Origin of the sequence: Agromyces agglutinans (genome assembly GCF_009647605.1) — a bacterium.
Lineage (GTDB): Bacteria > Actinomycetota > Actinomycetes > Actinomycetales > Microbacteriaceae > Agromyces > Agromyces agglutinans.
Window position 1 is genome coordinate 107,655 of the sequence record NZ_WJIF01000001.1, and the last position, 24,924, is coordinate 132,578.

Annotated in this window: 21 protein-coding genes and 1 pseudogene; 11 read left to right on the plus strand and 11 right to left on the minus strand. The window is 70.1% G+C overall.

Annotated features, from left to right (window positions below; genetic code table 11):
• The 3 genes from GE115_RS18665 to GE115_RS00520 all read right to left on the minus strand — a co-directional run.
• Positions 1-484, minus strand: a 484-nt coding sequence (locus GE115_RS18665; protein WP_312854730.1) for a biotin/lipoyl-containing protein, incomplete at its 3' end; no start/stop codon positions are given.
• A 66-nt stretch (positions 485-550) separates the two neighbouring features.
• Complete coding sequence (lpdA, locus tag GE115_RS00515; RefSeq protein ID WP_153682887.1) at positions 551-1,924, minus strand: dihydrolipoyl dehydrogenase; 1,374 nt, start codon at positions 1,922-1,924, stop codon at positions 551-553.
• Positions 1,925-2,023: 99 nt separating this feature from the next.
• Positions 2,024-3,496: a leucyl aminopeptidase gene (locus tag GE115_RS00520; protein ID WP_153682888.1), complete on the minus strand. Its 1,473-nt coding sequence runs from the start codon at positions 3,494-3,496 to the stop codon at positions 2,024-2,026.
• An 87-nt stretch (positions 3,497-3,583) separates the two neighbouring features.
• On the opposite strand from GE115_RS00520, the gene GE115_RS00525 reads away from it, so the two are divergent.
• From GE115_RS00525 to GE115_RS00540, 4 genes are all read left to right on the plus strand, one after another.
• Positions 3,584-4,510, plus strand: coding sequence for a proteasome assembly chaperone family protein (locus tag GE115_RS00525; protein WP_153682889.1), 927 nt, complete (start codon positions 3,584-3,586; stop codon positions 4,508-4,510).
• A 272-nt stretch (positions 4,511-4,782) separates the two neighbouring features.
• Complete coding sequence (locus GE115_RS00530) at positions 4,783-6,129, plus strand: RNA polymerase sigma factor (RefSeq protein WP_153682890.1); 1,347 nt, start codon at positions 4,783-4,785, stop codon at positions 6,127-6,129.
• 7 nt (positions 6,130-6,136) lie between these two features.
• On the plus strand, positions 6,137-7,393 hold the full coding sequence (locus tag GE115_RS00535; RefSeq protein WP_153682891.1) for a Mur ligase family protein: 1,257 nt from the start codon (positions 6,137-6,139) through the stop codon (positions 7,391-7,393).
• Positions 7,390-8,124 carry a type 1 glutamine amidotransferase gene (locus GE115_RS00540; RefSeq protein WP_153682892.1) on the plus strand — a complete coding sequence of 245 codons (735 nt, stop codon included), beginning with the start codon at positions 7,390-7,392 and terminating at the stop codon, positions 8,122-8,124. Before GE115_RS00535 ends, GE115_RS00540 begins: the two co-directional genes overlap by 4 nt.
• Before the next feature lie 156 nt (positions 8,125-8,280).
• Here the strand turns inward: GE115_RS00540 and GE115_RS00545 are convergent, their stop codons facing one another.
• Positions 8,281-8,514 carry a DUF7455 domain-containing protein gene (locus tag GE115_RS00545; protein ID WP_153682893.1) on the minus strand — a complete coding sequence of 78 codons (234 nt, stop codon included), beginning with the start codon at positions 8,512-8,514 and terminating at the stop codon, positions 8,281-8,283.
• A 144-nt stretch (positions 8,515-8,658) separates the two neighbouring features.
• Between GE115_RS00545 and GE115_RS00550 the strand changes: the two genes are divergently transcribed.
• Positions 8,659-10,743 carry a DNA gyrase/topoisomerase IV subunit B gene (locus tag GE115_RS00550; protein ID WP_312854731.1) on the plus strand — a complete coding sequence of 695 codons (2,085 nt, stop codon included), beginning with the start codon at positions 8,659-8,661 and terminating at the stop codon, positions 10,741-10,743.
• 53 nt (positions 10,744-10,796) lie between these two features.
• Here the strand turns inward: GE115_RS00550 and GE115_RS00555 are convergent, their stop codons facing one another.
• Positions 10,797-13,271 (minus strand): DNA gyrase/topoisomerase IV subunit A, encoded by a 2,475-nt coding sequence (locus tag GE115_RS00555; protein WP_153682895.1) that lies wholly within the window; start codon positions 13,269-13,271, stop codon positions 10,797-10,799.
• 81 nt (positions 13,272-13,352) lie between these two features.
• Here GE115_RS00555 and GE115_RS00560 point away from each other — a divergent pair, with 81 nt between their 5' ends.
• On the plus strand, positions 13,353-14,501 hold the full coding sequence (locus GE115_RS00560; RefSeq protein ID WP_153682896.1) for an alkaline phosphatase family protein: 1,149 nt from the start codon (positions 13,353-13,355) through the stop codon (positions 14,499-14,501).
• A 51-nt stretch (positions 14,502-14,552) separates the two neighbouring features.
• Here GE115_RS00560 and GE115_RS00565 read toward each other — a convergent pair whose 3' ends face one another.
• Complete coding sequence (locus tag GE115_RS00565) at positions 14,553-15,155, minus strand: DUF3043 domain-containing protein (protein ID WP_312854732.1); 603 nt, start codon at positions 15,153-15,155, stop codon at positions 14,553-14,555.
• 37 nt (positions 15,156-15,192) lie between these two features.
• On the opposite strand from GE115_RS00565, the gene GE115_RS00570 reads away from it, so the two are divergent.
• The 5 genes from GE115_RS00570 to ctaF all read left to right on the plus strand — a co-directional run bounded on the left by GE115_RS00570 (position 15,193) and on the right by ctaF (position 20,339).
• A complete protein-coding gene (locus GE115_RS00570) occupies positions 15,193-16,647 on the plus strand; it encodes a dipeptidase (protein WP_153682898.1) in 1,455 nt (484 codons plus the stop codon).
• Between the two features lie 90 nt (positions 16,648-16,737).
• Positions 16,738-17,088: an iron-sulfur cluster insertion protein ErpA gene (gene erpA, locus GE115_RS00575; protein WP_153682899.1), complete on the plus strand. Its 351-nt coding sequence runs from the start codon at positions 16,738-16,740 to the stop codon at positions 17,086-17,088.
• A 198-nt stretch (positions 17,089-17,286) separates the two neighbouring features.
• The gene (gene ctaC / locus GE115_RS00580) at positions 17,287-18,189 is read left to right on the plus strand and encodes an aa3-type cytochrome oxidase subunit II (protein ID WP_312854733.1); all 903 of its coding nucleotides are present in this window, start codon (positions 17,287-17,289) and stop codon (positions 18,187-18,189) included.
• The gene (ctaD, locus tag GE115_RS00585) at positions 18,186-19,922 is read left to right on the plus strand and encodes an aa3-type cytochrome oxidase subunit I (RefSeq protein WP_153682900.1); all 1,737 of its coding nucleotides are present in this window, start codon (positions 18,186-18,188) and stop codon (positions 19,920-19,922) included. The genes ctaC and ctaD overlap by 4 nt, the downstream gene beginning before the upstream one ends.
• On the plus strand, positions 19,923-20,339 hold the full coding sequence (gene ctaF, locus GE115_RS00590; protein ID WP_153682901.1) for an aa3-type cytochrome oxidase subunit IV: 417 nt from the start codon (positions 19,923-19,925) through the stop codon (positions 20,337-20,339). It abuts the gene before it with no gap.
• Between the two features lie 128 nt (positions 20,340-20,467).
• Here the strand turns inward: ctaF and GE115_RS00595 are convergent, their stop codons facing one another.
• The 5 genes and pseudogenes from GE115_RS00595 to qcrC all read right to left on the minus strand — a co-directional run bounded on the left by GE115_RS00595 (position 20,468) and on the right by qcrC (position 24,908).
• Positions 20,468-21,217, minus strand: a complete 750-nt coding sequence (locus GE115_RS00595; protein WP_312854734.1) for a methyltransferase domain-containing protein — start codon at positions 21,215-21,217, stop codon at positions 20,468-20,470.
• A gap of 30 nt (positions 21,218-21,247) precedes the next feature.
• A pseudogene (locus GE115_RS19335) lies at positions 21,248-21,376 on the minus strand (putative RNA methyltransferase); the annotation flags it as partial.
• A gap of 32 nt (positions 21,377-21,408) precedes the next feature.
• Entirely contained in the window at positions 21,409-23,016 is a 1,608-nt protein-coding gene (qcrB, locus tag GE115_RS00600; RefSeq protein ID WP_172979625.1) for a cytochrome bc1 complex cytochrome b subunit, read from the minus strand.
• The gene (gene qcrA, locus GE115_RS00605; protein WP_153682903.1) at positions 23,013-24,083 is read right to left on the minus strand and encodes a cytochrome bc1 complex Rieske iron-sulfur subunit; all 1,071 of its coding nucleotides are present in this window, start codon (positions 24,081-24,083) and stop codon (positions 23,013-23,015) included. Before qcrA ends, qcrB begins: the two co-directional genes overlap by 4 nt.
• A gap of 33 nt (positions 24,084-24,116) precedes the next feature.
• Positions 24,117-24,908: a cytochrome bc1 complex diheme cytochrome c subunit gene (qcrC, locus tag GE115_RS00610; RefSeq protein WP_153682904.1), complete on the minus strand. Its 792-nt coding sequence runs from the start codon at positions 24,906-24,908 to the stop codon at positions 24,117-24,119.
• Between the last annotated feature and the right edge of the window lie 16 nt (positions 24,909-24,924).

Sequence of the window (24,924 nt, forward strand, 5' to 3'; positions counted from 1 at the left end):
CCGGGGCCGCCTGCGGAGCGGCAGGCGCGGGTGCCTCGGCGGCCGGAGCCGGCGCGGCCGGCGCAGCCGCCGGAACCTCGGGCGCGGCGGGAGCAGGCGCCGCGGGGGCAGCCTCAGCCGCCGGAGCCTCGGGCGCGGGAGCCTCAGCCGCGGGAGCGGCTTCCGCGGGGGCCTCAGCCGCGGGAGCGGCTTCCGCGGGGGCCGCCTCGGCCGCCGGAGCGGGCTCGGCGGGAGCCGCGGCGCCCGAGCCGTCGCCGATCGTGACGAGGGCCGTGCCGACCTCGACGGTCTCGTCCTCCTGGACGAGGATCGCCTCGATGACCCCCGCGACGGGCGACGGGATCTCGGTGTCGACCTTGTCGGTCGAGACCTCGAGCAGCGGCTCGTCGACCTCGACACGGTCGCCGACGTTCTTCAACCATCGGGTGACCGTGCCCTCAGTGACACTCTCACCGAGTGCCGGGAGGCTGACGGATTCGCTCATGCGCTTTGCTCCTTCACAGCGTGGGACGCCTTCTAGCTTATTGCAGTCGTATTCGGGGGGACCGGCTCAGAGCGCGTGCAGCGGCTTGCCGGCGAGCTTGAGGAATGCCTCGCCGAGCGCTTCGTTCTGGGTCGGGTGCGCGTGGATGAACGGCGCGACGTCTTCGGGGTAGGCCTCCCAGTTCACGGCGAGCTGCGCTTCGCCGACCAGCTCGCCCACGCGGGCGCCGATCATGTGCACGCCGACGATGGGGCCGTCGTTCACGCGGACGACCTTGATGGAGCCGCTCGTCTCGAGGATGTGGCTCTTGCCGTTGCCGGCGAGGTTGTAGTCGTACGACGAGACCTGGTCGGCTCCGAACTTCTCGGCTGCCCGGGCCTCGGTGTAACCGACCGAGGCGATCTCGGGGTCGCAGTAGGTGACCTTGGGGATGTTGACGTCCTCGACGAGGATCGGGTTCAGCCCGGCGATCTCCTCGGCGACGAAGATGCCCTGCTGGAAGCCGCGGTGGGCGAGCTGGAGGCCGGGGACGATGTCGCCGACCGCGTAGAGGCCGGGAACGCCGGTGCGCAGGCGCTCGTCGGTGATGACGAATCCGCGGTCGATCGTGACGCCCGCCTCCTCGTAGCCGAGGTTCGCGGTGACGGGGCCGCGGCCGACGGCCACGAGCAGGAGCTCCGCCTCGACGGTCTCGCCGTTCTCGAGGGTCACGACGACGCCGTCGTCGTGCTGGGTCACGCCCTGGAAGCGGACGCCGAGCTTGAACTCGATGCCGCGCTTGCGGAACGCCCGCTCGAGCTGCTTCGAGATCGACTCCTCCTCGTTGGGCACGAGGTGGGGCAGGGCTTCGATGATGGTGACGTCGGCGCCGAAGGACTTCCACACGCTCGCGAACTCGACGCCGATCACACCGCCGCCGAGCACGGCGACCTTCTTCGGCACGAAGTCGAGCTGGAGCGCCTGCTCGCTGCTGATGACGCGCCCGGTGATCTCGAGGCCGGGCAGCGAGCGGGTGTACGAACCCGTCGCGAGCACGACGTTCTTGCCCGTGTAGCGGTCGTCGCCGACCTGCACGGTCGTCGGCCCGGCCAGGCGGCCCTCGCCCTCGACGACGGTGATGCCGCGAGCCTTGATCAGGCCCTGCAGGCCCTTCCACTTGCTCGCGACGATGCCCTCGCGGTACGCGGTGACCCGGCTCATGTCGATGCCCTCGAACGTCGCACGCACGCCGAAGGTCTCGGAGTCGCGGGCGTTGTCGGCGATCTCGGCCGCGTGGAGCAGCGCCTTGGTCGGGATGCAGCCGCGGTGCAGGCACGTGCCGCCGAGCTTGTCCTTCTCGATGAGGGCGACGGTCAGGCCCAGTTCGACGGCCCGGATCGCGGCTGCGTAGCCGCCGCTGCCGCCTCCGAGGACGACGAGGTCAAAGTTCTGCTCGGACAACCGGAAATCTCCCTTGCGCATCGGTTCTGCGGCATGGACCGCGTCGAACTCGTCGTTCGGCGCAGGCTGCTCGGCGAGGATCTCGCCTCAACGACCTTACTACCCGGCGGCCAGTCGCTCGGCCAGCCGGATGAGCGTCCGCACGGTCGCGCCGGTGGCGCCGGAGCCGGTGAAACCCCACCCCGGGCCGGTGTTGTTCGACGGGCCGGCGAAGTCGAGGTGCGCCCACGGGATCTGGGTGTCGGACCCGTCGCGCCGGCCCACGAACTCGCGCAGGAAGACGCCGGCCAGCGCCATACCAGGGATCACCGTCCCGAGCTTCGCGTTCGCGAGGTCCGCGACATCCGACTTGAGCGTCGACCGCAGGTAGTCGGGCAGCGGCATCGGCCACATCGCCTCGTCCACGTCGTCGGCCGCGAGGCGCACGCGCTCGACGAGGTCGGGGTCGCCCATGAGGCCGGTGACGCGGTGACCGAGGGCGACCACCTGCGCTCCGGTGAGCGTCGCCACGTCGACGATGGCGTCGGGCTGCTCCTCGCCCGCCGCGACGAGGCCGTCGGCGAGCACGAGGCGGCCCTCGGCGTCGGTGTTGATGACCTCGACGGTCGTGCCGCCCTTGATGCGGATCACGTCGGTGGGGCGCAGAGCCGTCGACGACGGCATGTTCTCGGCGAGGCAGAGCCAGCCGACGATCCGGATCGGCAGGCCGAGTTCGGCGGCCGCGATCGTTGCCCGCAGCACGGCCGCCGCGCCTGCCATGTCGGTCTTCATGCCGATCATCGACGCGGCGGGCTTCAGGGAGAGGCCACCCGAGTCGAACGTGATGCCCTTGCCCACGAGCGCGAGCGTGAAGGCAGCGTCGGCCGGGGCATGCTCGATCCGCACCAGTCGCGGCGCATGCTGGGAGCCGCGCCCGACGTCGAGGATGCCGCCGAACCCGCCCTCCTCGAGCGCCTCGACGTCCCAGACGCGGACGCCGAGGCCGGCCGATTCGCCCGTCGTCCGGGCGAGGTCGGCGAACGCCTCGGGCGTGAGGTCGCCCGGCGTGGTGTTCACGAGATCCTTCGTCGCCGCGACGGCGGCGACGACGACGCGCACGCGCTCGAGGCCGACCGCATCGGCGTCGAGCCGCGAGTGCGCCTCGACCCGGGCGGGCGGAGCCTTCGGCTCCGAGCGGTACGCCGTGAAGCGGTAGGCGCCGAGGCCGGCGCCCTCGAGCGCGGCGGCGACGACGTCGGCGGATGCCCCGTCCAGGGCGAGCCCGACGCGATCGACCTCGCCCGCCTGCCGAAGGGCGGCACCGGCGGCCAGCCTCGCGGCCGGGGCATCCACTCGCTCGCCGACGCCGACCACGAGGATGACGCGAGGCCCGCCGTCGCGACCGGGCAGTCGCGTGAGCTCCTCGGCGGCGCCGCTCGCACCGAGCGCGCCGAGGGCGTCGCCGACCCAGTCGATCCCGGCGTCGTCGAGGAGCGTCGGGCCTTCGCCGCCCTGCATGGCGAACAGCACGAGGGCGTCGGCATCGGACTCGGCGGCGGGGGAGGGCAGGAGGGCCAGGATCGGGGCGGACATGCCCTCGATCGTACGTGTTCGCTCTCGGCACAGCCGGTGGGCGGGCGCTGCGGCCGGGCGCCTGCGCCGCGTCAGTACGCTGGAGACATGCGCGATCCCCGCTCCCTCTACGAGCTCAACCCCGACGTGACGGTGCCCCGAGGGCTGCCGCTCGTCGCGGGCCTCACGGGGTTCGCCGACGCCGGAGCGGCGGTCGCGCAGGTGACCGAGTACCTCCGGTCGACGCTCGAGCGCACCGAGGTCGCACACTTCGACGCCGACGAACTCCTCGACTACCGCGCCCGCCGGCCGATCATCCTCTTCGACGGCGATCACCTCGCCGACTACCGGCCGGCGCGGCTCTCGCTCGACCTCGCGAAAGACGAACTGGGCCGCTCCTTCCTCCTGCTCACCGGGTACGAGCCCGACTTCCAATGGGAGCGCTTCGGAGCGGCCGTGCTCGGCCTGATCGAGGATCTCGGCGTCGCGTCGACGACATGGGTCAACGCCATCCCGATGCCCGTGCCGCACACGCGGCCGATCTCGCTCACGGTCAGCGGCAACCGCTCCGAGCTGATCGAGGCCATGTCAGTCTGGCGGCCCACGACGGAGGCGCCCGCGAACGCCCTGCACTTGGTCGAGTACCGGTTGCACGAGGCGGGCGACCCGATCGCGGGGTTCGTGCTGCTGATCCCGCACTATCTCTCCGACACCGAGTACCCCGCCGCCGCGGTCGCCGCGCTCGAGGCGATCTCCGCGGCGACCGGCCTCATCTTCCCGACCGACGTCCTGCGCGAACAGGGCCGCGACTTCGCGGCGCGCATCGACGAGCAGGTCGCCGAGAACGGCGACCTTGCCAAGCTCGTGCACACCCTCGAGGAGCGCCACGACTCCTACATGGAGGGCACCGTCCTGCGGTCGCCGCTGACCGACGAAGACGGCGAGGTGCCGTCCGCCGACGAGATCGCCGCGGAGCTCGAGAAGTTCCTCGCGTTCCGACGCGGCCGCGACGACGAGCCGCCGCTGGGCGGCTGAGCACGGGAATGTCCCGGTCAGGCGCGACGTTCCGGTAGGAGAAGCGTCGAGCGCGGGGTGGTCGGCCGCGCCGAAGCGGCGCGATGGCGCAGGGGGGCCCTGCGCGCGGTATAATTGTAGGCAGGACCCGTTCTCGTCCGAACCGCGCGACCCGATCGCGATGCACGGCGGACTTGACATGGGTCCTCATAGTGTCCGAAACACCGGACCCGGAGCACCAGCCGGTGCCGACCCGTACCGGGGTCGTGCGCCGGCGAGAGAGGTCGAATCCCATGGCATCCAAGCCCACCACGGCAGCCGAACCCGCAGAGGCGAAGGCGGCCGCGACGAAGGCCGCCGCCAAGCCTGCGAGCAAGCCCGCCGCCAAGGCGCCCGCCAAGCCAGCGGCGAAGACGGGAGCGAAGTCGACGACGGCGTCGAAGACCCCGCGCACGACGACGGCGAAGGCGTCCACCAAAGCGAAGGGCAAGGCCGCCGGCGCCGACGAGGCCGACGACGACGAGATCGAGCCGGTCGAGATCGACGAGGCCGAGGTCGCGGCCGATGTCGAGACGCCCGAAGCCGAGGCGGCCGAGGCATCCGACGACGCCGAAGAAGAGGAGGCGGCGCCGATCCCGGTCGAACCGCACCCGACCGGCGCGCTGGTGCTGCGCGCGGTCGACGACGAAGACGAGGTTCCCGTCTACTCGTCCGCGATCACGGGCGCCACCGCCGACCCGGTCAAGGACTACCTCAAGCAGATCGGCAAGGTCGCGCTGCTGAACGCGGCCGAAGAGGTCGAGCTCGCGATGCGCATCGAGGCGGGCCTCTTCGCCGAGGAGAAGCTCTCGCACATGTCCGACGCCGAGAAGCGCACCCAGCTCGGCCGCGAGCTGCAGTGGGTCGCGAAGGACGGCCAGCGCGCCAAGAGCCACCTCCTCGGCGCGAACCTGCGACTCGTGGTCTCGCTCGCCAAGCGCTACACCGGTCGTGGCATGCAGTTCCTCGACCTCATCCAGGAGGGCAACCTGGGCCTGATCCGTGCGGTCGAGAAGTTCGACTACACGAAGGGCTTCAAGTTCTCGACGTACGCGACGTGGTGGATCCGCCAGGCGATCACACGCGCCATGGCCGACCAGGCGCGCACGATCCGCATCCCCGTGCACATGGTCGAGGTCATCAACAAGCTAGCGCGCGTGCAGCGCCAGATGCTGCAGGACCTGGGTCGCGAGCCCACGCCCGAGGAGCTGTCGAAGGAACTCGACATGACCCCCGAGAAGGTCATCGAGGTGCAGAAGTACGGCCGCGAGCCGATCTCGCTGCACACCCCGCTCGGTGAAGACGGCGACAGCGAATTCGGCGACCTGATCGAAGACACCGAGGCGGTCGTCCCGGCCGACGCGGTGGGCTTCACGATGCTGCAGAAGCAGCTCGAGTCGCTGCTCGACTCGCTGAGCGAGCGCGAGGCGGGCGTCATCCGCATGCGCTTCGGCCTGGGCGACGGCATGCCGAAGACCCTCGACCAGATCGGCGACACGTTCGGCGTCACGCGCGAGCGGATCCGCCAGATCGAGTCCAAGACGATGGCGAAGCTGCGCCACCCGTCGCGCTCGCAGTCGCTCCGCGACTACCTCGAGTAGGCCGCCGGTGCGCTACGCGCCGGCGATCCTCGTCGGCAGGCTCACCCGATTCGCCGCCCGGCTGCGCAAGCCCGGCGGCGGATCGGCCGTTCCCGGCCTCGTGGTCAACCGCGTCGCGCCCCGGTACCTGAAGCGCACACTGTCGGGCTTCCCGCAGGGCCTGATCGTGGTCTCGGGGTCGAGCGGCAAGTCGACGACGACGAAGATGCTCGTCGCGATCCTGCGCGCGCACGGCGTCGACGTGTTCACGAACCCGTCGACCGCGAACATCAGCCAGGGGCTGACGTCTGCGCTGCTCGAGCAGGCCGACTGGCGCGGCCGCGTGCCGGGCGACGTCGCCGTGCTCGAGATGGACGAGGGTCACGGCGCAGTCGTCATGCAGGGCGTCGACGCCCGCATCGTCGCGCTGACGAACGTGATGGTCGACCAGATCGACCGCTTCCACGACTCCGCGATGGTCGTCGGCATGCTCGCCCGCATCGCCACACGCGCGAACGAGTCGCTCGTCGTGAACGCCGACGACGCGGCACTCGAGCGCCTCGCGGCGACCGTCGGCACCGGCCTGGCCGTGCACCGGTACGGCGTCTCCGCCGGAGTGCTCGCGGGCTCGCCGCGCGGCTTGGGGTACGCGGAGACGAGTCCGTCGCGACTGTCGCCGGCCGACGGCGTGGTCGTCGAGGAGGTCGACGGCTCGCGGGCCGCGCTGGCCGACGGCGAGGCATCCGTCGCGATCCGGCTTCCCGCACGCGGGACCCACTACGCGGTGGACGCCGCCGCGGCGTACGCGACGGCCAAGGCGACGCTCGGCGAGCGGTTCGATCGCGACACCGCGCGTGACGCGCTGAGCGCGATCCCGGCGGTGTTCGGTCGCGGCGAGCGCACGACGGTGCGCGGACAGGAGGTCGAGTTCGTCCTCGTGCAGAATCCGGCCAGCTACCAGCTCAACGTCGACGGCATCGAACGCGGGACCGAGCAGATCCTGTTCGCGATCGGCTCCGACGTGCGAGACCCCTCCTATTTCTGGCCGACGGATGCCTCGGCGCTGCGGCGCGTGGCGATCGTGAGCGGTTCGAAGGCGGCCGAGGCGGCGCTGATGCTCGCCTACGACGGCGTGGAGATCGGCCGGGTGGAACCCGACCTCGCGCGTGCCGTCGACGACTTCCTCGCCGCGCCGGCGCCGATCGCCGGCGTGAAGACGATCGTCTTCTCCGCCGACGCCATGCGGCGCACCCGCGCCCACCTCGGACTCACGGGAACCGAATGAGCTTCACGATCGCGAGCCTCGTGCCGTCGCTGCTGAACACGAACGGCGATGCCGAGAACGCCGCGGTGCTCGCGCGCCGCCTCGGCTGGGCCGGACACGACGCCAGGGTGGTCGCCGTCGAGGACGCGCGCGACCTGCCCGAGCGGGTCGACGCCGTCGTCATCGGATCGGGGAACGACTCGACGCTCCGCGCGGCGCGCGAGCGACTGCTGACCGTGCACGACGAACTGCGCCGCTGGGGCACCGAGGGCGTCCCGATCCTTGCGATCGGCACCGGGTGGGAGCTGCTCAGTTGGGGCGTCGAGCTCGCCGACGGCACGGCCGTCGAGGGACTCGGGGTTCTGCCCGGCCGTGCCGTCGCCCGCGACGGCCGCGTCACCGGCGACCTCGTCGTGCGCACCCCGCGGTTCGGGCACCTCGTCGGCTTCGAGAACCACGCGCGCGACTACGTCCAGGCCGAGGCCTCACCGCTCGGTCGTCTCGTCTCCGGCAGCGGCAACGGGCGCGGCGCCGGCCAGGAGGGCGTGGTGATGGGCTGGGTGCTCGGCACGCACCTGCACGGCCCCGTGCTCGCGAAGAACCCGTCGTTCGCCGACGCGATCATCGCCGAGATGGCCGCACGCACCGGCGTCGAGTACGAGCCGGGGGAGCAGGCCCTCGTCGTCGACGGCTACGCCGCCGCTGCACGCGAGGCGCAGTTGAAGGCGGCGGGCATCACGCTCGGGCGCTGAGCTCGGCGGCGACCCGCTCTCCGGACTCCCGCCGACCGTGCGAAGCCGCCCACGCGAAGCCGACCGTGCGAAGCCGCCCGGGTGGCCCCGCCCCGGTGACGCCGCAAACGACGAACGCCCCGCCGGTGTGGCGGGGCGTTCGGTGGTTCGGGGACCTCAGTCGCGCGTGTCGACGAGCAGTCGCGACGACTCGTCGTGCCAGCTCTGCGCGATCTCGGCCAGCTTCTCCTGGTGCTTGCGTCCGTGGTGGGCGCAGAACAGGAGCTCGCCGCTCGCGACGGTCACCCGGATGTAGGCCTGGGCGCCGCAGGCGTCGCAGCGGTCGAGCGCCGTGAGCTCGTACGGGGCCTCGGCTTCGGCCGCACCGGTGGTGTCGGTGTACTGCGTCATGGCTCCTCCTCCATCGCTCACGATCCGTTCGGTTCATCCATGTAAACACGCGCGAGGCCGCGACCCTGCCCGCTGGCCGGGCATTTCGCTCAGCGCGTAGCGCCTGCGCCGGGGTGTCGCCGGTGGTCAGTAGGCTTGGGCGACGTGAGCTCCGACTATTCCGCCCGCCATCTCTCCGTGCTCGAGGGCCTCGAGGCCGTGCGCAAGCGTCCCGGCATGTACATCGGCTCGACCGACGCCCGCGGCCTCATGCACTGCCTCTGGGAGATCATCGACAACTCCGTCGACGAGGCGCTCGCGGGCCACGGGTCCGAGATCGAGGTGATCCTGCACGACGACGGCAGCGTCGAGGTGCGCGACCGCGGTCGCGGCGTCCCGGTCGACGTCGAGCCGAAGACCGGCCTGTCCGGGGTCGAGGTCGTGTACACGAAGCTCCACGCCGGCGGCAAGTTCGGCTCGGGCTCGTACGCGGCGTCCGGCGGTCTCCACGGCGTCGGCGCATCCGTCGTCAACGCGCTGTCGGAGCGGCTCGACGTCGAGGTCGACCGAGGCGGCAAGACCTGGGCGATGTCGTTCCACCGCGGCGAGCCGGGGCGGTTCGCCGACCCGGCCGGCACGGAGCCGAGCCCCTCCGCCCCGTTCGCGCCCTTCGAGGAGGCCAGCGAGCTGCGCGTCGTCGGCAAGGTCGCGAAGGGCGTCACCGGCACGCGCGTGCGGTATTGGGCGGACTCGCAGATCTTCACCAAGGGCGCCGCGTTCCAGCTCGATGAGCTCATCGGCCGCGCCCGGCAGACGGCGTTCCTGGTGCCGGGCCTCGGCATCACGGTGCTCGACCGGCGCGGTGAGGAGCCCGAGGAGCACCGGTTCCGCTACGACGGAGGCATCTCGGAGTTCGTGGAGCACCTCGCCACCGACGGTCCGGTCACCGACGTCTGGCGACTCACCGGCGACGGCCGGTTCACCGAGACCGTGCCCGTGCTGAGCGAGGGGGGCGCGATGGTGCCCACCGAGGTCGAACGGCACTGCCACGTCGACATCGCGCTGCGCTGGGGCACCGGGTACGACACCGTGTTCCGCAGCTTCGTGAACATCATCGCGACGCCGAAGGGCGGAACGCACCAGGCGGGCTTCGAACAGGGCCTGCTCAAGTTCATCCGAGCGCAGGTCGAGCAGAACGCCCGGCGGCTCAAGGTCGGCACCGACAAGGTGGAGAAGGACGACGCGCTCGCGGGCCTCACGGCCGTGCTGACCGTGCGCCTGGCCGAGCCGCAGTTCGAGGGCCAGACGAAGGAGGTGCTCGGCACGCCGGCCGTGCGCTCGATCGTCGCGTCGGTGGTGACCAAGTCGCTCGGCGAGCGGTTCGCCTCCACGAAGCGAGACGACAAGGCGCAGACCGCGCTCGTGCTCGACAAGGTCGTCGCCGAGATGAAGGCGCGCATCTCCGCGCGCACGCACAAGGAGACGCAGCGCCGCAAGAACGCGCTCGAGACCTCGTCGCTGCCCGCGAAGCTCGCCGACTGCCGTTCGACCGATGTCGCGCAGAGCGAGCTGTTCATCGTCGAGGGCGACTCCGCGCTCGGCACCGCGAAGCTCGCGCGCGACAGCGAGCACCAGGCGCTCCTGCCGATCCGCGGCAAGATCCTGAACGTGCAGAAGGCGTCGGTGGCCGACATGCTCGGCAACGCCGAGTGCGCCGCGATCATCCAGACGATCGGCGCGGGGTCGGGCCGAACGTTCGACATCACCCAGGCGCGATACGGCAAGGTCATCATCATGAGCGACGCCGACGTCGACGGCGCGCACATCCGCACGCTGCTGCTCACCCTCTTCTTCCGCTACATGCGGCCGATGATCGAGGAGGGTCGCGTGTTCGCCGCGGTCCCGCCGTTGCATCGCGTGATCGTGCAGAACCCGGGTTCCAAGCCCAACGACGTCATCTACACCTACTCGGAGGCCGAACTGGCGGGCGTGCTCGCCGATGTGAAGCGTCGCGGCCGCAAGTACCAGGACCCGATCCAGCGCTACAAGGGACTGGGCGAGATGGACGCCGACCAGCTGGCGACGACGACGATGGACCGCTCGCACCGCACCCTGCGGCGCGTCAACGTCGCCGACGCCGAACAGGCCGGCCGCGTGTTCGAGCTCCTGATGGGCAACGAGGTGGCACCGCGCAAGGAGTTCATCGTCGAGAGCGCCAACGGGCTGAGCCGCGACCGCATCGACGCGTGAGGCGCGCCGTCGTCGGTGCGTGACGCTCGCCGCCGCCCGCGGGATGTCGCCGCCTAGCCGATGCGGCGACCGACGACGGCGACCGGTGCGTCGATCGGCGTGCCCGAGGCGTCTCGCTTGTCCAGGGCATCGGGAAGCCCGCGGACCGCTCCGTCGGCGCCGAGGGCGTGCGCCGGCGCGGGCCCGACCCAGGCCACCGCCAGCGAATCCTGGCCCTTGAGGAACCGCTGCGCGCGGACGCCGCCTGTGGCGCGGCCTTTGCCCGGGAACTCCTCGAACGCCGACACCTTGGCTGCACCGGGGTCGGCTCCGAGCAGGGTGTCGCTCGTCGCGGCGACGGTGACGACCACGACGCGGTCGAGGTCGGCCGGCTTGATCGCGTCGAACGAGATCACGCGGGCGCCGTCGGCCAGCTTGATGCCCGCCATGCCGCCCGCAGGGCAGCCCTGCGGGCGCACATTGGACGCCGGGAAGTGCAGCAGCTGCGCGTCGGTCGTGACGAACACGAGCTCGTCGTCGTCGCCGCCCTGCGCCGCGCCGACGACCTCGTCGCCGGCCTTCAGCGAGATCACCTCGAAGTCGGGTCGGTTGGGGTAGCCGCCCGCGGTGACGCGCTTGACCACGCCCTGCGCCGTTCCCAGCACGATCGGCCGGTCGCTCGTGAGCGACACGATCGCGAGCACGCGCTCCGAGCGGTCGGCGAGGCCCAGGTAGTCGGCGACTCGCACGCCGGCGGCGAGCTGCGGCGCATTCGCGGGGAGCGCGGGAAGGTCGAGCGGCGAGAAGCGGATCAGCCGTCCGCGGCTCGTGACCGCGCCGATCTCGCTCCGGCTCGTCGTGTCGAGGCTCGAGCGGAGGGCATCGTGTTTGCTGCGCCGGGTCGGCACGGTGATGACCAGCTCGTCGGTGCCCTCGGGCCGGTCGACGCGCGCGATGCGGCCGGTCGCGCCGAGCAGCACCCGACACGGGACATCCGCGTGCTCGAGCGGCGTCGCCGTGGCGCTGCGCGCCGCCTGTCGTGCAGGCAGCACGCGCCCCTCGGTGAGCATCGTGCGACGTGGGGTGCCGAAGCGGTCGGCCACCTCCTCGAGCTCGTCGGCCACGAGGCGCCGGATGCGGGCCTCGCTGCCGAGCAGCTCTTCGAGTCGAGCGATCTCGGCGAGCAGGTCGTCGCGCTCCGTCTCGAGCTCGATGCGCGAGAACCGCGTGAGGCGGCGCAGGCGCAGCTCGAGGATGTACTCCGACTGGATCTGGCTGAGGTCGAACACCTGCATGAGGCGCGAGCGCGCCTGCTCGGAATCGTCGCTCGTGCGGATCACCTGGATGACCTCGTCGATGTCGAGGATCGCGATCAGCAGGCCCTCGACGAGGTGCAGGCGTTCGCGGCGGCGCGCGAGGCGGAATTCGGAACGGCGCGTGACGACCCGCATGCGGTGGTCGACGTAGACCTGCAGCAGTTCGCGCAGTCCGAGTGTCTGCGGCTGCCCGTCGACGAGCGCGACGTTGTTGATCGAGAACCCGTCTTCGAGCGGGGTCAGCCGGTAGAGCTGCTCGAGCACGGCCTGCGGATTGAAGCCGGTCTTGATGCCGATGACCAGGCGCATGCCGCGCTTGCGGTCGGTGTGGTCGGCGACGTCGGAGATCCCCGTGATCTTCTTCGCGTTGACGCCGTCCTTGATCTTCTCGATGACCTTCTCGGGGCCGACGAGGTACGGCAGCTCGGTGACGACGAGGCCGGTCTTGCGCGCCGAGAGCTGCTCGACGGCGACCTTGGCGCGGGTCTTGAACGAGCCGCGACCCGTCGCGTAGGCGTCGCGCACGCCGTCGAGTCCGACGATCGTGCCGCCCGAGGGGAAGTCGGGACCGGGCACGAACTCCATGAGCTCGTCGAGCGTCGCCTCGGGGTTCTCGATGAGGTGGCGGGCCGCGTGCGCCACCTCGACGAGGTTGTGCGGCGCCATGTTCGTGGCCATGCCGACCGCGATGCCGCTCGCGCCGTTGACGAGCAGGTTCGGGAACGCCGAGGGCATCACCTCGGGCTGCATGAACGAGTTGTCGTAGTTCGGGACGAAGTCGACCACGTCTTCGTCGAGCCCGTCGGCCATCGCGGTGGCGGGCGCCGCGAGGCGGGCCTCGGTGTACCGCGAGGCGGCGGGGCCGTCGTCGAGCGAGCCGAAGTTGCCGTGGCCGTCGACGAGCGGCACGCGCAGCGTGAACGGCTGCGCGAGCCGTACGAGGGCGTCGTAGATCGCCGAGTCGCCGTGCGGGTGGTACTTGCCCATGACCTCGCCCACCACGCGCGAGCTCTTCACGTGGCCGCGGTCGGGCCGCAGGCCCATCTCGGTCATGCCGAAGAGGATGCGCCGCTGCACGGGCTTGAGGCCGTCGCGCGCGTCGGGCAGCGCGCGCGAGTAGATGACGGAGTAGGCGTATTCGAGGAACGAGCCCTGCATCTCCGTCGACACGTCGACGTCTTCGATGCGTTCTGCGATCTGGGGGTCGGTGGGCTCGGTGCTCGCTGCGGTCATCCGTCTTCTCGGGTTCGTCGTGTCGCCACGGGGGAGAGGGCGCGCCGCCTGTGCGGGACTGCCTGTGCCAGACTGAGCGCGATGCCTGCCATGCTACCGGCGCCCGCCGACTCAGCCCGGCGGCTGGCCGCGGTGCTGCCGTCCGTGATCGCGAGCCTCACGGGCTCGCCCGGCCCGGTCGCCCTGCCGCGGGCGCGTTCGGCGGTCGTCGCCCTGATCGACGGGCTCGGTGCCGCCAATCTGTCGGCCCGGCGCGGTCACGCGCGCACGCTGGCCGCGGCCTTCGGCCGCAAGGACGTGATCCGCACCACCTTCCCGTCGACCACCGCGGCCGCGATCGCCTCCTTCGCCACGGGCGCCGACGCCGGCTCGCACGGGCTCGTCGGCTACCGCACGCTCGTGCCGGGGCGCGATGCGCTCGCCAACCAGCTGAACGGCTGGGAGCAGGGACTGCTGCCCGCCGACTGGCAGCGTCGCCCGACCCTGTTCGACGCGGCCCGCGAAGCGGGGCTGCATCCGTTCACCCTCGGGGCGCCGCGGTACGCGACGTCCGGATACACGACGGCCGTGCTGCGCGGCGCCGAGTACCGGCCGGCGGCGTCGATCGAGGAGCGCTTCGACCTCGCCCGCGAGGTCGCCGACTCGGTCGACGGCGCGCTCGTCTACGTGTACGTTCCCGAGCTCGACCAGATCGGCCACGCGCACGGCTGGGAATCCGATCGCTGGATCGGCGCGCTCGAACGGCTCGACGCCGCCGTCGGCTCGTTCACGGCACGGATGCCCCGTGCGACCGGCCTGCTCGTCACCGCCGACCACGGCGTGGTCGACGTGCCCGAGCACCGGCACGTCTTCATCGACGCCGACCCGGCGCTGCTCGACGGCGTCCGTCACGTCGGCGGGGAGCCGAGGTGCCTGGGCCTCTACTTCGAACCCGGGCTCGAGGCATCCGATCGCGAGGCGCTCATCGGTCGCTGGCGCGAATCCGAAGGACAGCGCGCGTGGGTGCTCACGCGCGACGAAGCCATCGAGGCCGGGCTCTTCGGCAGCGTCGACGAGGCGGTGCGCCCGCGCATCGCCGACCTGCTCGTGGCACCGCGCGCCGGCATCGCCTACTACGACCGACGCGAGCCCGATCGCGGCGCCGAGCGCATGATCGGCCAGCACGGTTCGCTCACCGACGAGGAGTCGCGGGTCCCGCTCATCCGGTTCGGCGCGTACGAGACGCGATGAGCGGATGCCCCGTCGGGGACATCCGCTCATCGAACCCAGGGCCGCCGAGGGTCAGGAGGGGAACTTGCCGTACTTGACCTGCGGCTTCGGGAGGCGCAGCGGGCGCAGCTGCAGCGCGCGCATCGCGGCGTACCAGCGCACCTTCTCGGCCTTGTCGGCCCCGAACTTCGCGCGCAGCTTCTTCGTGAGGATCGCGCCGAGGATGATGACGTCGACCACGGCGATGATGAAGAATCCCCACAGCAGCAGGATGCTGATCGACTGCACCTCGTAGCTCGGCACGAGCGTGAGCAGGATGACCAGGAACATCACCGGGATGAGGACCTCGCCGATGGAGAACCGGGCGTCGACGTAGTCGCGGACGAACCGCTTCTGCGGGCCGCGGTCGCGCATCGGCAGGTACTTGTCGTCGCCCATCGCCATGCCGATGCGGGCCTTCTCGCGTTGCTCGGCCGCCTTGGCCTTCGCCTGGCGGGCCGCCTCCTTGCGGTCGTTCGGCACCAGCGGGCGCTTGCGCGCGGCCTCGCGCTCGGCGCGCGTGGGCGTCGGCGCGCCCTTGCCGCCCTGCTTCAGCCGCTCCTGCGTCTGCTCGAGCGACTCGGGCTGCGCATCGACGGGGGAGGGGGACTGGGTGTTCTCAGGTTGCTTGGCCACGGGGTTCCTCGGATCGGTAGAACTTAAGATTACCGGCATGACGAACCCTCAACCGGCCGTGCCGGACGATCGAACCGCCGACGAGACGACCGAGGCGCTCCGCGCAGCGGTGCAGGCGGGATTCCCGGCCACCGTCGCCGACCTCGCGCGCCTCGTGCGCATCCCGTCGGTCTCCTGGCCGGCCTTCGACCCGGCCCACGTCGCCGAGAGTGCGCAGGCGGTCGCCGACCTGCTGCGCGGAACGGGCGTGTTCGAGCTCGTGGAGATCCACCGGGCGCCGGTCGAGGGCGGCGACGAGCTCGGCCAGCCGGCGGTGCTCGCGCACCGGCCCGCGCGTGCCGGGCGGCCGACCGTGCTGCTCTACGCCCACCACGACGTGCAGCCCCCCGGCAAGGACGAGGACTGGGAGACCCCGCCGTTCGAGCCGACGCAGCGCGGTGACCGCCTGCACGGGCGCGGTGCCGCCGACGACAAGGCCGGCGTCATGGCGCACGTGGGCGCCATCCGCGCGCTGGCCGAGGTGGCGGGCGACTTCGACCTCGGCCTCTCGGTGTTCATCGAGGGCGAGGAGGAGTGGGCGTCCCGCTCCTTCGGCAACTTCCTCCGCGAGCACCGCGAGGTGCTCGCCGCCGATGCGATCATCGTCGCCGACTCCGGCAACTGGAATGTCTCGACGCCCGCCATCACGGTCGCGCTGCGCGGCGCCGTGGCCTTCAACCTCCGCATCGACACGCTCGCCCACGCCTCGCACTCGGGCATGTACGGCGGCGCAGTGCCCGACGCGATGCTCGCGGCCATCCGGATGCTCGACTCGCTGTGGGATGCCGACGGCGCCGTCGCCGTCGAGGGCCTGCGGGGGGCGGGGCTCGAGGTGCCCGAGTACGACGACGCGCAGCTGCGCGCTGAGACGGGCCTGCTCGACGGGGTCGCGCCGATCGGACGGGGACCCATCCTGAGCCGTATCTGGTCGGAACCGGCGATCACCGTCACGGGCATCGACGCACCGGATGTCGCGAACGCGTCGAACACGCTGGTGCCCGGGGTCAGGGTGCGGGTGAGCGCGCGCATCGCGCCCGGACAGCCTGCCGACGAGGCGTTCGCGGCGATCCGCGCGCACCTCGAGGCCAACGCGCCGTTCGGGGCGAAGCTGCGCTTCGAAGACGTCGACACGGGCGAGGCCTTCCTCGTCGACACGAGCGGCTGGGCGGTCGAGGCGACCCGGCGGGCGATGGCCGACGCCTGGGGCGTGGAGCCCGTCGAGGTCGGCGTGGGAGGTTCCATCCCCTTCATCGCGGAGCTGGTCGAGGAGTTCCCGGGTGCCCAGATCCTCGTGACCGGGGTCGAGGACCCCGACTCGCGCGCGCACAGCCCCAACGAGTCGCTGCACCTCGGCGTCTTCCAGCGGGCACTGCTGGCCGAGGCGCTGTTCCTCGCGCGGCTCGACGCGGCGCCGCGACCCGAGACGGGGGAGCCGTGCGGGTCCGGGTCCTGACGCACCGCGACGCCGCACAGCCGCCTCCCGGCGTTCCCGGCGTAGACTGAGCGCAGACCACCGGAGACGACCGGATCTGCGAGGAGTGAGATGAGCCAGACCATCACCGAGAACGCCCACGGCGTCCTGCTGTCCGACACCGCCGCGAACAAGGTCCGCAGCCTGCTCTCGCAGGAGGGCCGTGACGACCTGCGCCTGCGCGTCGCCGTGCAGCCGGGCGGATGCTCCGGGCTGATCTACCAGCTCTACTTCGACGAGCGCCAGCTCGACGGCGACGCCGTCGTCGACTTCGACGGCGTCGAGGTCATCGTCGACAAGATGAGCGTCCCGTACCTCGACGGCGCCTCGATCGACTTCGAGGACACCATCCAGAAGCAGGGATTCACGATCGACAACCCGAACGCGCAGGGCAGCTGCGCCTGTGGGGACTCGTTCCACTGAGTCGTCGACGACCCGTCGAAGGGGAGGCCGCGAAAGCGGCCTCCCCTTCGTGTTTTCGCCGATCGACGCCGATTTCCGCAGATTTCCGAGCCCGACACCACCCTCGGGTGCACACCCGAGGGGTCGAGTCGGAGTAGGCTAGGCACCGATCAATGCGCTTCGCTGTGAAGCGCCTTCGAGTCTCCCGAAAGGTCACCGGTGCGCCACAATCGCCGTCTCCGATGGGCTGCTATCCCGATCGCAGCGACACTCAGTCTCGTGCTCGCGGGGTGCACGCAGGCTCAGTTGCACGGCTTCCTGCCGGGCTTCGAGGCGGACCAGCCGGCCGTCACGAACCACACCGACCGGGTCGCCGGCCTGTGGGTGACCTCCTGGATCGTGCTGCTCGTCGTCGGCGTCATCACATGGGGCCTGACGATCTGGGCGGTCATCGCCTACCGTCGCCGTCGCGGCCAGACGGGCCTGCCGGTGCAGCTGCGCTACAACATGCCGATCGAGGTGTTCTACACCATCGTGCCGCTGATCCTCGTGCTCGGCTTCTTCGCGTTCACCGCGCGTGACCAGCAGGCCATCGAGCAGCGCTTCGCCGAAGAGGACGTCGACGTCAAGGTCGAGGTCATCGCCAAGCAGTGGGCGTGGGACTTCAACTACGTCAACGAAGACGTCTACTCGCCCGGCATCCAGGGCCAGCCCGATGTCGACGGACCCGACGGCTCGCTCGTGCAGTCCGAGCTGCCGACCCTCTACCTGCCCGTCGACGCGAACGTCGAGATCGAACTCGAATCGCGCGACGTCATCCACTCCTTCTGGGTCGTCGACTTCCTGTACAAGAAGGACATGTTCCCGGGCAAGACCAACTACATGTCGCTCACCACGCAGCGCGAGGGCACGTACGAGGGCAAGTGCGCCGAGCTCTGCGGCGAGTACCACTCGCTCATGCTCTTCAACGTGAAGGTCGTCTCGCAGGGCGAGTACGACGAGTACATCGAGTCGCTGCGCGACCTCGGCCAAGAGGGCCAGCTGTCGAACGAGTACGACCGCAACCAGAACCTGCCCGGTCCGGGCGCGCCCGAGCTGAAAGAGGAGCACGAAGCCGAATGAGCACCACGACCGCAACGGCTCGGCCACAGGCCGCCAGCGCACCGTTCGGCGCTTCCAAGGTCGAGCGCAAGGGCAACATCCTCGTTCGCTGGATCACGTCGACCGACCACAAGGTCATCGGGTACCTCTACCTGATCACCTCGTTCATCTACTTCTGCATCGGCGGCGTGATGGCCCTCATCATCCGCGCCCAGCTGTTCGAGCCCGGCCTCGAGATCGTGCAGACGCGCGAGCAGTACAACCAGCTGTTCACGATGCACGGCACGATCATGCTGCTGATGTTCGCGACGCCGCTGTTCGCTGGCTTCGCCAACGTGCTCATGCCACTGCAGATCGGCGCGCCCGACGTCGCCTTCCCGCGACTGAACGCGTTCGCCTACTGGCTGTTCAACTTCGGATCCCTGATCGCCGTGGCCGGCTTCTTCACGCCGCAGGGCGCCGCCTCGTTCGGCTGGTTCGCGTATCAACCATTGGCATCGACGACCTTCTCACCAGGAGTCGGCGGCAATCTCTGGATGGTCGGCCTCGGCCTCTCGGGCTTCGGAACGATCCTCGGTGCGGTGAACTTCATCACCACGATCATCACGATGCGCGCGCCCGGCATGACCATGTTCCGCATGCCGATCTTCACCTGGAACACGCTCGTCACCTCGATCCTCGTGCTGATGGCGTTCCCGGTGCTGGCCGCCGCCATGCTCGCCGCTGCTGCGGACCGCATCTTCGGCGCCCACATCTACGATCCGGCCAACGGCGGCGTCATCCTGTGGCAGCACCTGTTCTGGTTCTTCGGGCACCCCGAGGTGTACATCATCGCGCTGCCGTTCTTCGGCATCGTCTCCGAGATCTTCCCGGTGTTCAGCCGCAAGCCGATCTTCGGGTACAAGACGCTGGTCTACGCGACGATCGCGATCGCGGCTCTCTCGGTCACGGTCTGGGCGCACCACATGTACGTCACCGGCTCCGTGCTGCTGCCGTTCTTCGCCCTGATGACGATGCTCATCGCGGTGCCGACGGGTGTGAAGATCTTCAACTGGATCGGCACGATGTGGCGCGGCTCGATCACGTTCGAGACGCCACTGGTCTGGTCGCTGGGCTTCCTGATCACCTTCGTCTTCGGTGGTCTCACGGGTGTCATCCTCGCCTCGCCGCCGCTGGACTTCGCGGTCTCCGACACGTACTTCGTGGTCGCGCACTTCCACTACGTCGTCTTCGGCACGGTCGTCTTCGCGATGTTCGCGGGCTTCTACTTCTGGTGGCCCAAGTGGACCGGCAAGATGCTGAACGAGAAGCTGGGCATGTGGCACTTCTGGCTGCTGTTCATCGGCTTCCACACGACGTTCCTCATCCAGCACTGGCTCGGCGTCGTCGCGATGCCTCGTCGGTACTACTCGTACCTGCCCGAAGACAACATCACCTGGATGAACCAGGTGTCGACGATCGGTGCCGCGATCCTCGCGGTCTCGCTCATCCCGTTCTTCCTGAACGTCTACATCACGGCGCGGCGTGCACCGAAGGTCACGGTCAACGACCCCTGGGGCTACGGCCGCTCGCTCGAGTGGGCGACCAGCTGCCCGCCGCCCCGGCACAACTTCACCTCGATCCCGCGCATTCGCTCGGAGTCCCCGGCCTTCGACCTCAATCACCCCGAGGCCGGCATCCCGGTGGGCATCGGCCCGGCGAAGGACGCGCCCGAGGCACCGGTGTACGACGCAGCGACGAAGGAAGTCAAGTAGATGCGCGCCAACGTAGTCCTCTTCTGGATCCTCGCCGCGTTCTTCGCGCTGGCGGCAGCGATCTACATCGCGTGGACGATCATCGACGCGGGCGAGCCCGAGTGGGTGGGCCTCGTCGCGATCTCGCTCAGCGCGGTCCTGGCGGCGTTCATCGCGTTCTACCTGGGTCGCGTGCACAGCGCCCAGGGCGGCGCGCTCCCCGAGGACCGGCTCGACGCGAACATCGACGACGGCGACCCCGAGCTCGGATTCTTCAGCCCGTGGAGCTGGTGGCCCATCATGCTCGCGGCCGGCGCGGCACTCCTGTTCCTCGGACTCGCGGTGGGCTTCTGGATCTCGTTCATCGCGGTGCCGATCGGCATCATCAGCCTCGTCGGCTGGGTGTACGAGTACTACCGCGGCAACTTCGCGCGCTGAGCATCGATCCGAAGGGCCCGTCGGCATGACGGGCCCTTCGTCGTACACGGGGCCCGGCGGCCGCCTCCCAGGCTCGGAGCGCGGCCGCCACGCCAGAAATGTCCGCGCAACGGCCTCAGGCCGGGGCCTCAGCGCCGCGTGAAGGCGAGTACGTCCACTGACACCGTCGTCGAGTCGGTTGCGCCTGCGCCCGATTCAGGGCGTGTGCGGCGCACGTCAGGCTTCGCGTCGTCGCCGGCGGCATCGAACCGATGGTGTGCGGATGGGCCCATGTCGGCCAGGAGCGCCCGGGTGGTCTCGTCGGCGTGGAGACGGTACTCGACTCTCTGACGGGCGGTGAGCTCGAGACCGTGCGGTGCCATTCGATCGACGACGTCCGCATCCTTGCCTTCCGGTACCTCGAGGAGCGCGGCATCGGCACGGAGTTCGGCCAGGTGCGCGGTGGTGGGCACGACCACGACGAGCACGCCGCCGACACGCAGCGCCCGGGCGTACTCCGGGGGGTTCCTCGGCGCGAACACCACGAGAGCTGCGTCCGCCACGGCGTCGCGGATCGGCAGCGGTCGCCAGATGTCGAGGACGACGCCGGTTGCCGGCACGAGACCACGGAACGCGGTAAGGCTCGCACGGACGGCCTCGGGGGAGCGGTCGGTCAAGAGCACGCGTGTCACTGGCAGGGTCTCGGCGACGTGCTGCGAGTAGTACCCGGTACCGCAGCCGAAGTCGACCAGCGAGAGACCAGACTCCGCAGCGGGCGCCGCCGTCGACGATACGCCCACCGCCGCGACGTTGGCCGCTACCGCAGCGGCGATGGGCGCGTAGGCCCCGCTGCCGAGGAGGCCCGCACGCGCCTCCAGCATCTCGCGGTCGTCGCCCACGGTGCGCGGCGCGCGAGGTGGAAGCAGGGTCAGGTATCCGTGCTTCGCACGGTCGAACCGGTGCCCCGACGCGCAGCCGAAGGTTCGGCCGACCTCATCGGCCGGCTCGAGCGGCAGGAAGCAGTTCGGGCACCGGAGCCACGTCGAATCGATCGACATGGCGCCCGGTGCCCGAACCGTGTGGTGCTGGATCAGTGGTGCTCGTCGTGGTGCGACGCCTCGAGCTCGCCACGCGAGACGGGGGCGATGCGGTCCTCGAAGAACCACCGTGAGAGCGCTGCGCGAACGTGCTGCGCGGGCGTGATCCTGCCGCGCGCGTTCGGGCGGATCATCAACGGCGCGTAGCTCTCGAAGCTCACGAGACGCCAGCGGTCGTACTCGTCGAGCGGCTGGTGCACCTCGATGAACTCGCCGCCGGGCAGCTTGACGATGCGACCCGACTCGTAGCCGTGCAGCACGATCTCGCGGTCCTTCTTCTGGAGCGCGAGGCACACGCGCTTGGTGACGAAATACGCGATGAACGGACCGACGATGACCACGAACTGCAGCGCGTGGATCACACCCTCCATCGTGAGCGAGAAGTGCGTCGCCAGGATGTCGGAGCTCGCAGCCGCCCAGAGGCCGGCGTAGAACGTGACACCGGCGGCGCCGATCGCCGTACGGGTCGGGGCGTTGCGGGGGCGGTCGGCGATGTGGTGCTCGCGCTTGTCGCCCTTGATCCAGGCCTCGATGAACGGGTAGGCGGCGACGAGAACGAGGAAGATGCCGATCGCGATGAGCGGGACGAGGATGTTGAACGACCACGTGCGGTCGAGCCAGACGAACTCCCAGCCCGGCGGGATGAGACGCAGGGCACCGTCGGCGAAGCCGATGTACCAGTCGGGCTGCGTGCCGGCCGAGACGGGGGAGGGGTCGTACGGGCCGTAGTTCCAGATCGGGTTGATCGTGAACAGCGAGGCGATGAGCGCCAGCACGCCGAAGATGATGAAGAAGAAGCCGCCGGCCTTCGCCGCGTAGATCGGGAGGATGGGCGGACCGACCGCGTTCTGCTGGGTCTTGCCGGGGCCGGCGTACTGGGTGTGCTTGTGCACGACCACGAACACCAGGTGGATCGCGATGAGCGCGACCACGAGCGCGGGCAGCAGCAGGATGTGCAGCGTGTACAGGCGGCCGACGATCGCGGTGCCGGGGAACTCGCCGCCGAAGAGCAGGAACGAGGTCCAGGTGCCGATGAGCGGGAGGCCCTTGACCATGCCGTTGATGATCGCGAGGCCGTTGCCCGAGAGCAGGTCGTCGGGGAGCGAGTAGCCCGTGAAGCCCTCGGCCATCGCCAGGACGAAGAGCACGAAGCCGATCAGCCAGTTGAACTCGCGGGGCTTGCGGAACGCACCGGTGAAGAAGATGCGGAGCATGTGGAGGCCGATGGCGGCCACGAACAGCAGGGCCGCCCAGTGGTGCATCTGGCGCACGAACAGGCCGCCGCGGATGTCGAAGGAGATATCGAGCGTCGAGGCCATGGCCACCGACATCTCGACGCCCTTGAGCGGGACGTACGAGCCGTCGTAGTGCACCTCGACCATCGAGGCCTGGAAGAAGAACGTCAGGAACGTGCCCGAGATGAGCACCACGACGAAGCTGAAGAGCGCGACCTCACCGAGCAGGAACGACCAGTGGTCGGGGAAGGCCTTGCGGCCGAGCTCCTTGACGAAGCCGGCGAGGCTCGTCCGTTCGTTGACGTAGACGGACGCGGCCGCCGTGAACGACCGCTTCTGCGGCGCGTTGGTGGTTGCGGTGCTCAATGACGCTCCCAGAAGCTCGGGCCGACGGGTTCGGTGAAGTCGCTCTGAGCGACGAGGTAGCCCTCGTCGTCGATGGCGATGGGCAGCTGGGGCAGGGCACGCGCCGCCGGCCCAAAAATGACCTCGCAGTGGTTCGCGACGTCGAACTGCGACTGGTGGCAGGGGCACAGCAGGTGGTGGGTGTGCTGCTCGTAGAGCGCGACCGGGCAGCCGACGTGCGTGCAGATCTTCGAGTACGCGACGATGCCGTCGTACGACCAGTCCTTGCGGTCCTCGCGCTCGTTGAGCTCGTCGGGGTTGAGGCGCATGAGCAGGACGGCCGCCTTGGCCTTCTCCTCGAGCTTGCCGTGCTCGAGGTCCTGGAGTCCCTCGGGGATGACGTGGAACGCGCTGCCGATCGTGACGTCGGCGGCCCGGATGGGAACGCCCGAGGGGTCGAGCGCGAGGCGCGTGCCCTTCTTCCACATGGTGTGGCTGAGCAGCGGCACCGGCAGCTGGTCTTGGGGAGCGAAGCCTCGGAAGAGCACGAGCGCGGGGATCGGGAAGACCAGGAGCGCGCCGATCAGGCTGTTGCGGATCGCCGTGCGGCGCGTGAAGCCGGATTCGCGATCGGAGTCTTGGAAGACCTGCACCGCGGCAGCCTGCGTCTCGGGCGACCCGCCGATCGGGTGACGCTCGTCGACGAGCTCGACGTCGGTCATCACGGCCTTGCCCCAGTGGACGACGCCGAAGCCGATGGCCAGGAGCGCGAGCGCCGCGCCGAGGCCGAAGAACATGTTGTTCAGGCGCACCATGCCGACGTCGTTCGACTCGATCGGGAACAGCATGTAGGCCGCGATCGACCAGATGCTGCCGAGGATCGACAGGTAGAAGAGCGTGTAGACGGTGCGCTGGGCGCGCTTCTGCCGCTCGGGGTTCTCGTCGGTGACGCGGGGGCGGTGCGGCGGGAACCCGGGGTTCTCGAACGCGTCAGCGGCGATGACCGCGGTACCGGGCGAAGCGGCGGGCGCGGCGTGTGACGAGTCGGCGGCGACGAGGTCCGCGCCGCTGGTGTCGTCCTGGGCCATGGTTCTCCTTCTCGAGCTTCTTCGGTGCCTGCGCTAGTTGGACTTCGCCGTGATCCACACGGTGATCGCGACGATCGCGCCGAGACCGAAGATCCAGATGAACAGACCCTCCGCAACGGGGCCGATCGAGCCGAGCTCGAATCCACCCGGCGAGCGGTTGTCCTGGACGTACTTGAGGTACGTGATGATGTCGCGCTTGTCTTCGGGCGTGATGTTCATGTCATTGAACACCGGCATGTTCTGCGGGCCCGTGACCATGGCCTCGTAGATGTGCACGCCCGAGACATCCGTCAGCGCGGGAGCGAACTTGCCCTCGGTGAGCGCGCCGCCCGCGCCGGCCACGTTGTGGCACATCGCGCAGTTGATGCGGAAGAGCTCGGCGCCGTTGGCGGCGTCGCCGCCGCCGTTGGTGAGGTGGTCGGCGGGGATGTCGGGGCCCGGGCCCAGCGACGCGACGTAGTAGGCGAGCTGCTTGACCTGCTCGTCGGTGAACTGCACCGGCTTCTGCTGGGCCTGCGGGCCCTGCATCTGCATGGGCATGCGGCCGGTTCCGACCTGGAAGTCGACCGCCGCGGCGCCGACCCCGACGAGGCTCGGGCCGTCGTCGGTGCCCTCCGCGGAGAGTCCGTGGCACGTGGCGCAGTTGGCCTGGAAGAGCTTCTTGCCCTCTTCGATCGTCTGCTGCGACGTCGAGTCGGCTTCGGCCTGCGCGGTGCCGGTGCTGAATGCGGCGTAGGCGCCGCCGGTGAAGACGAGGCCGAGTGCGAGGAGCGCGACGGTCGCGAGCGGGTGCCGGCGGCCGGTACGTCGCTTCTGGCGGTTCATGGGCTTCTTCCTGTTC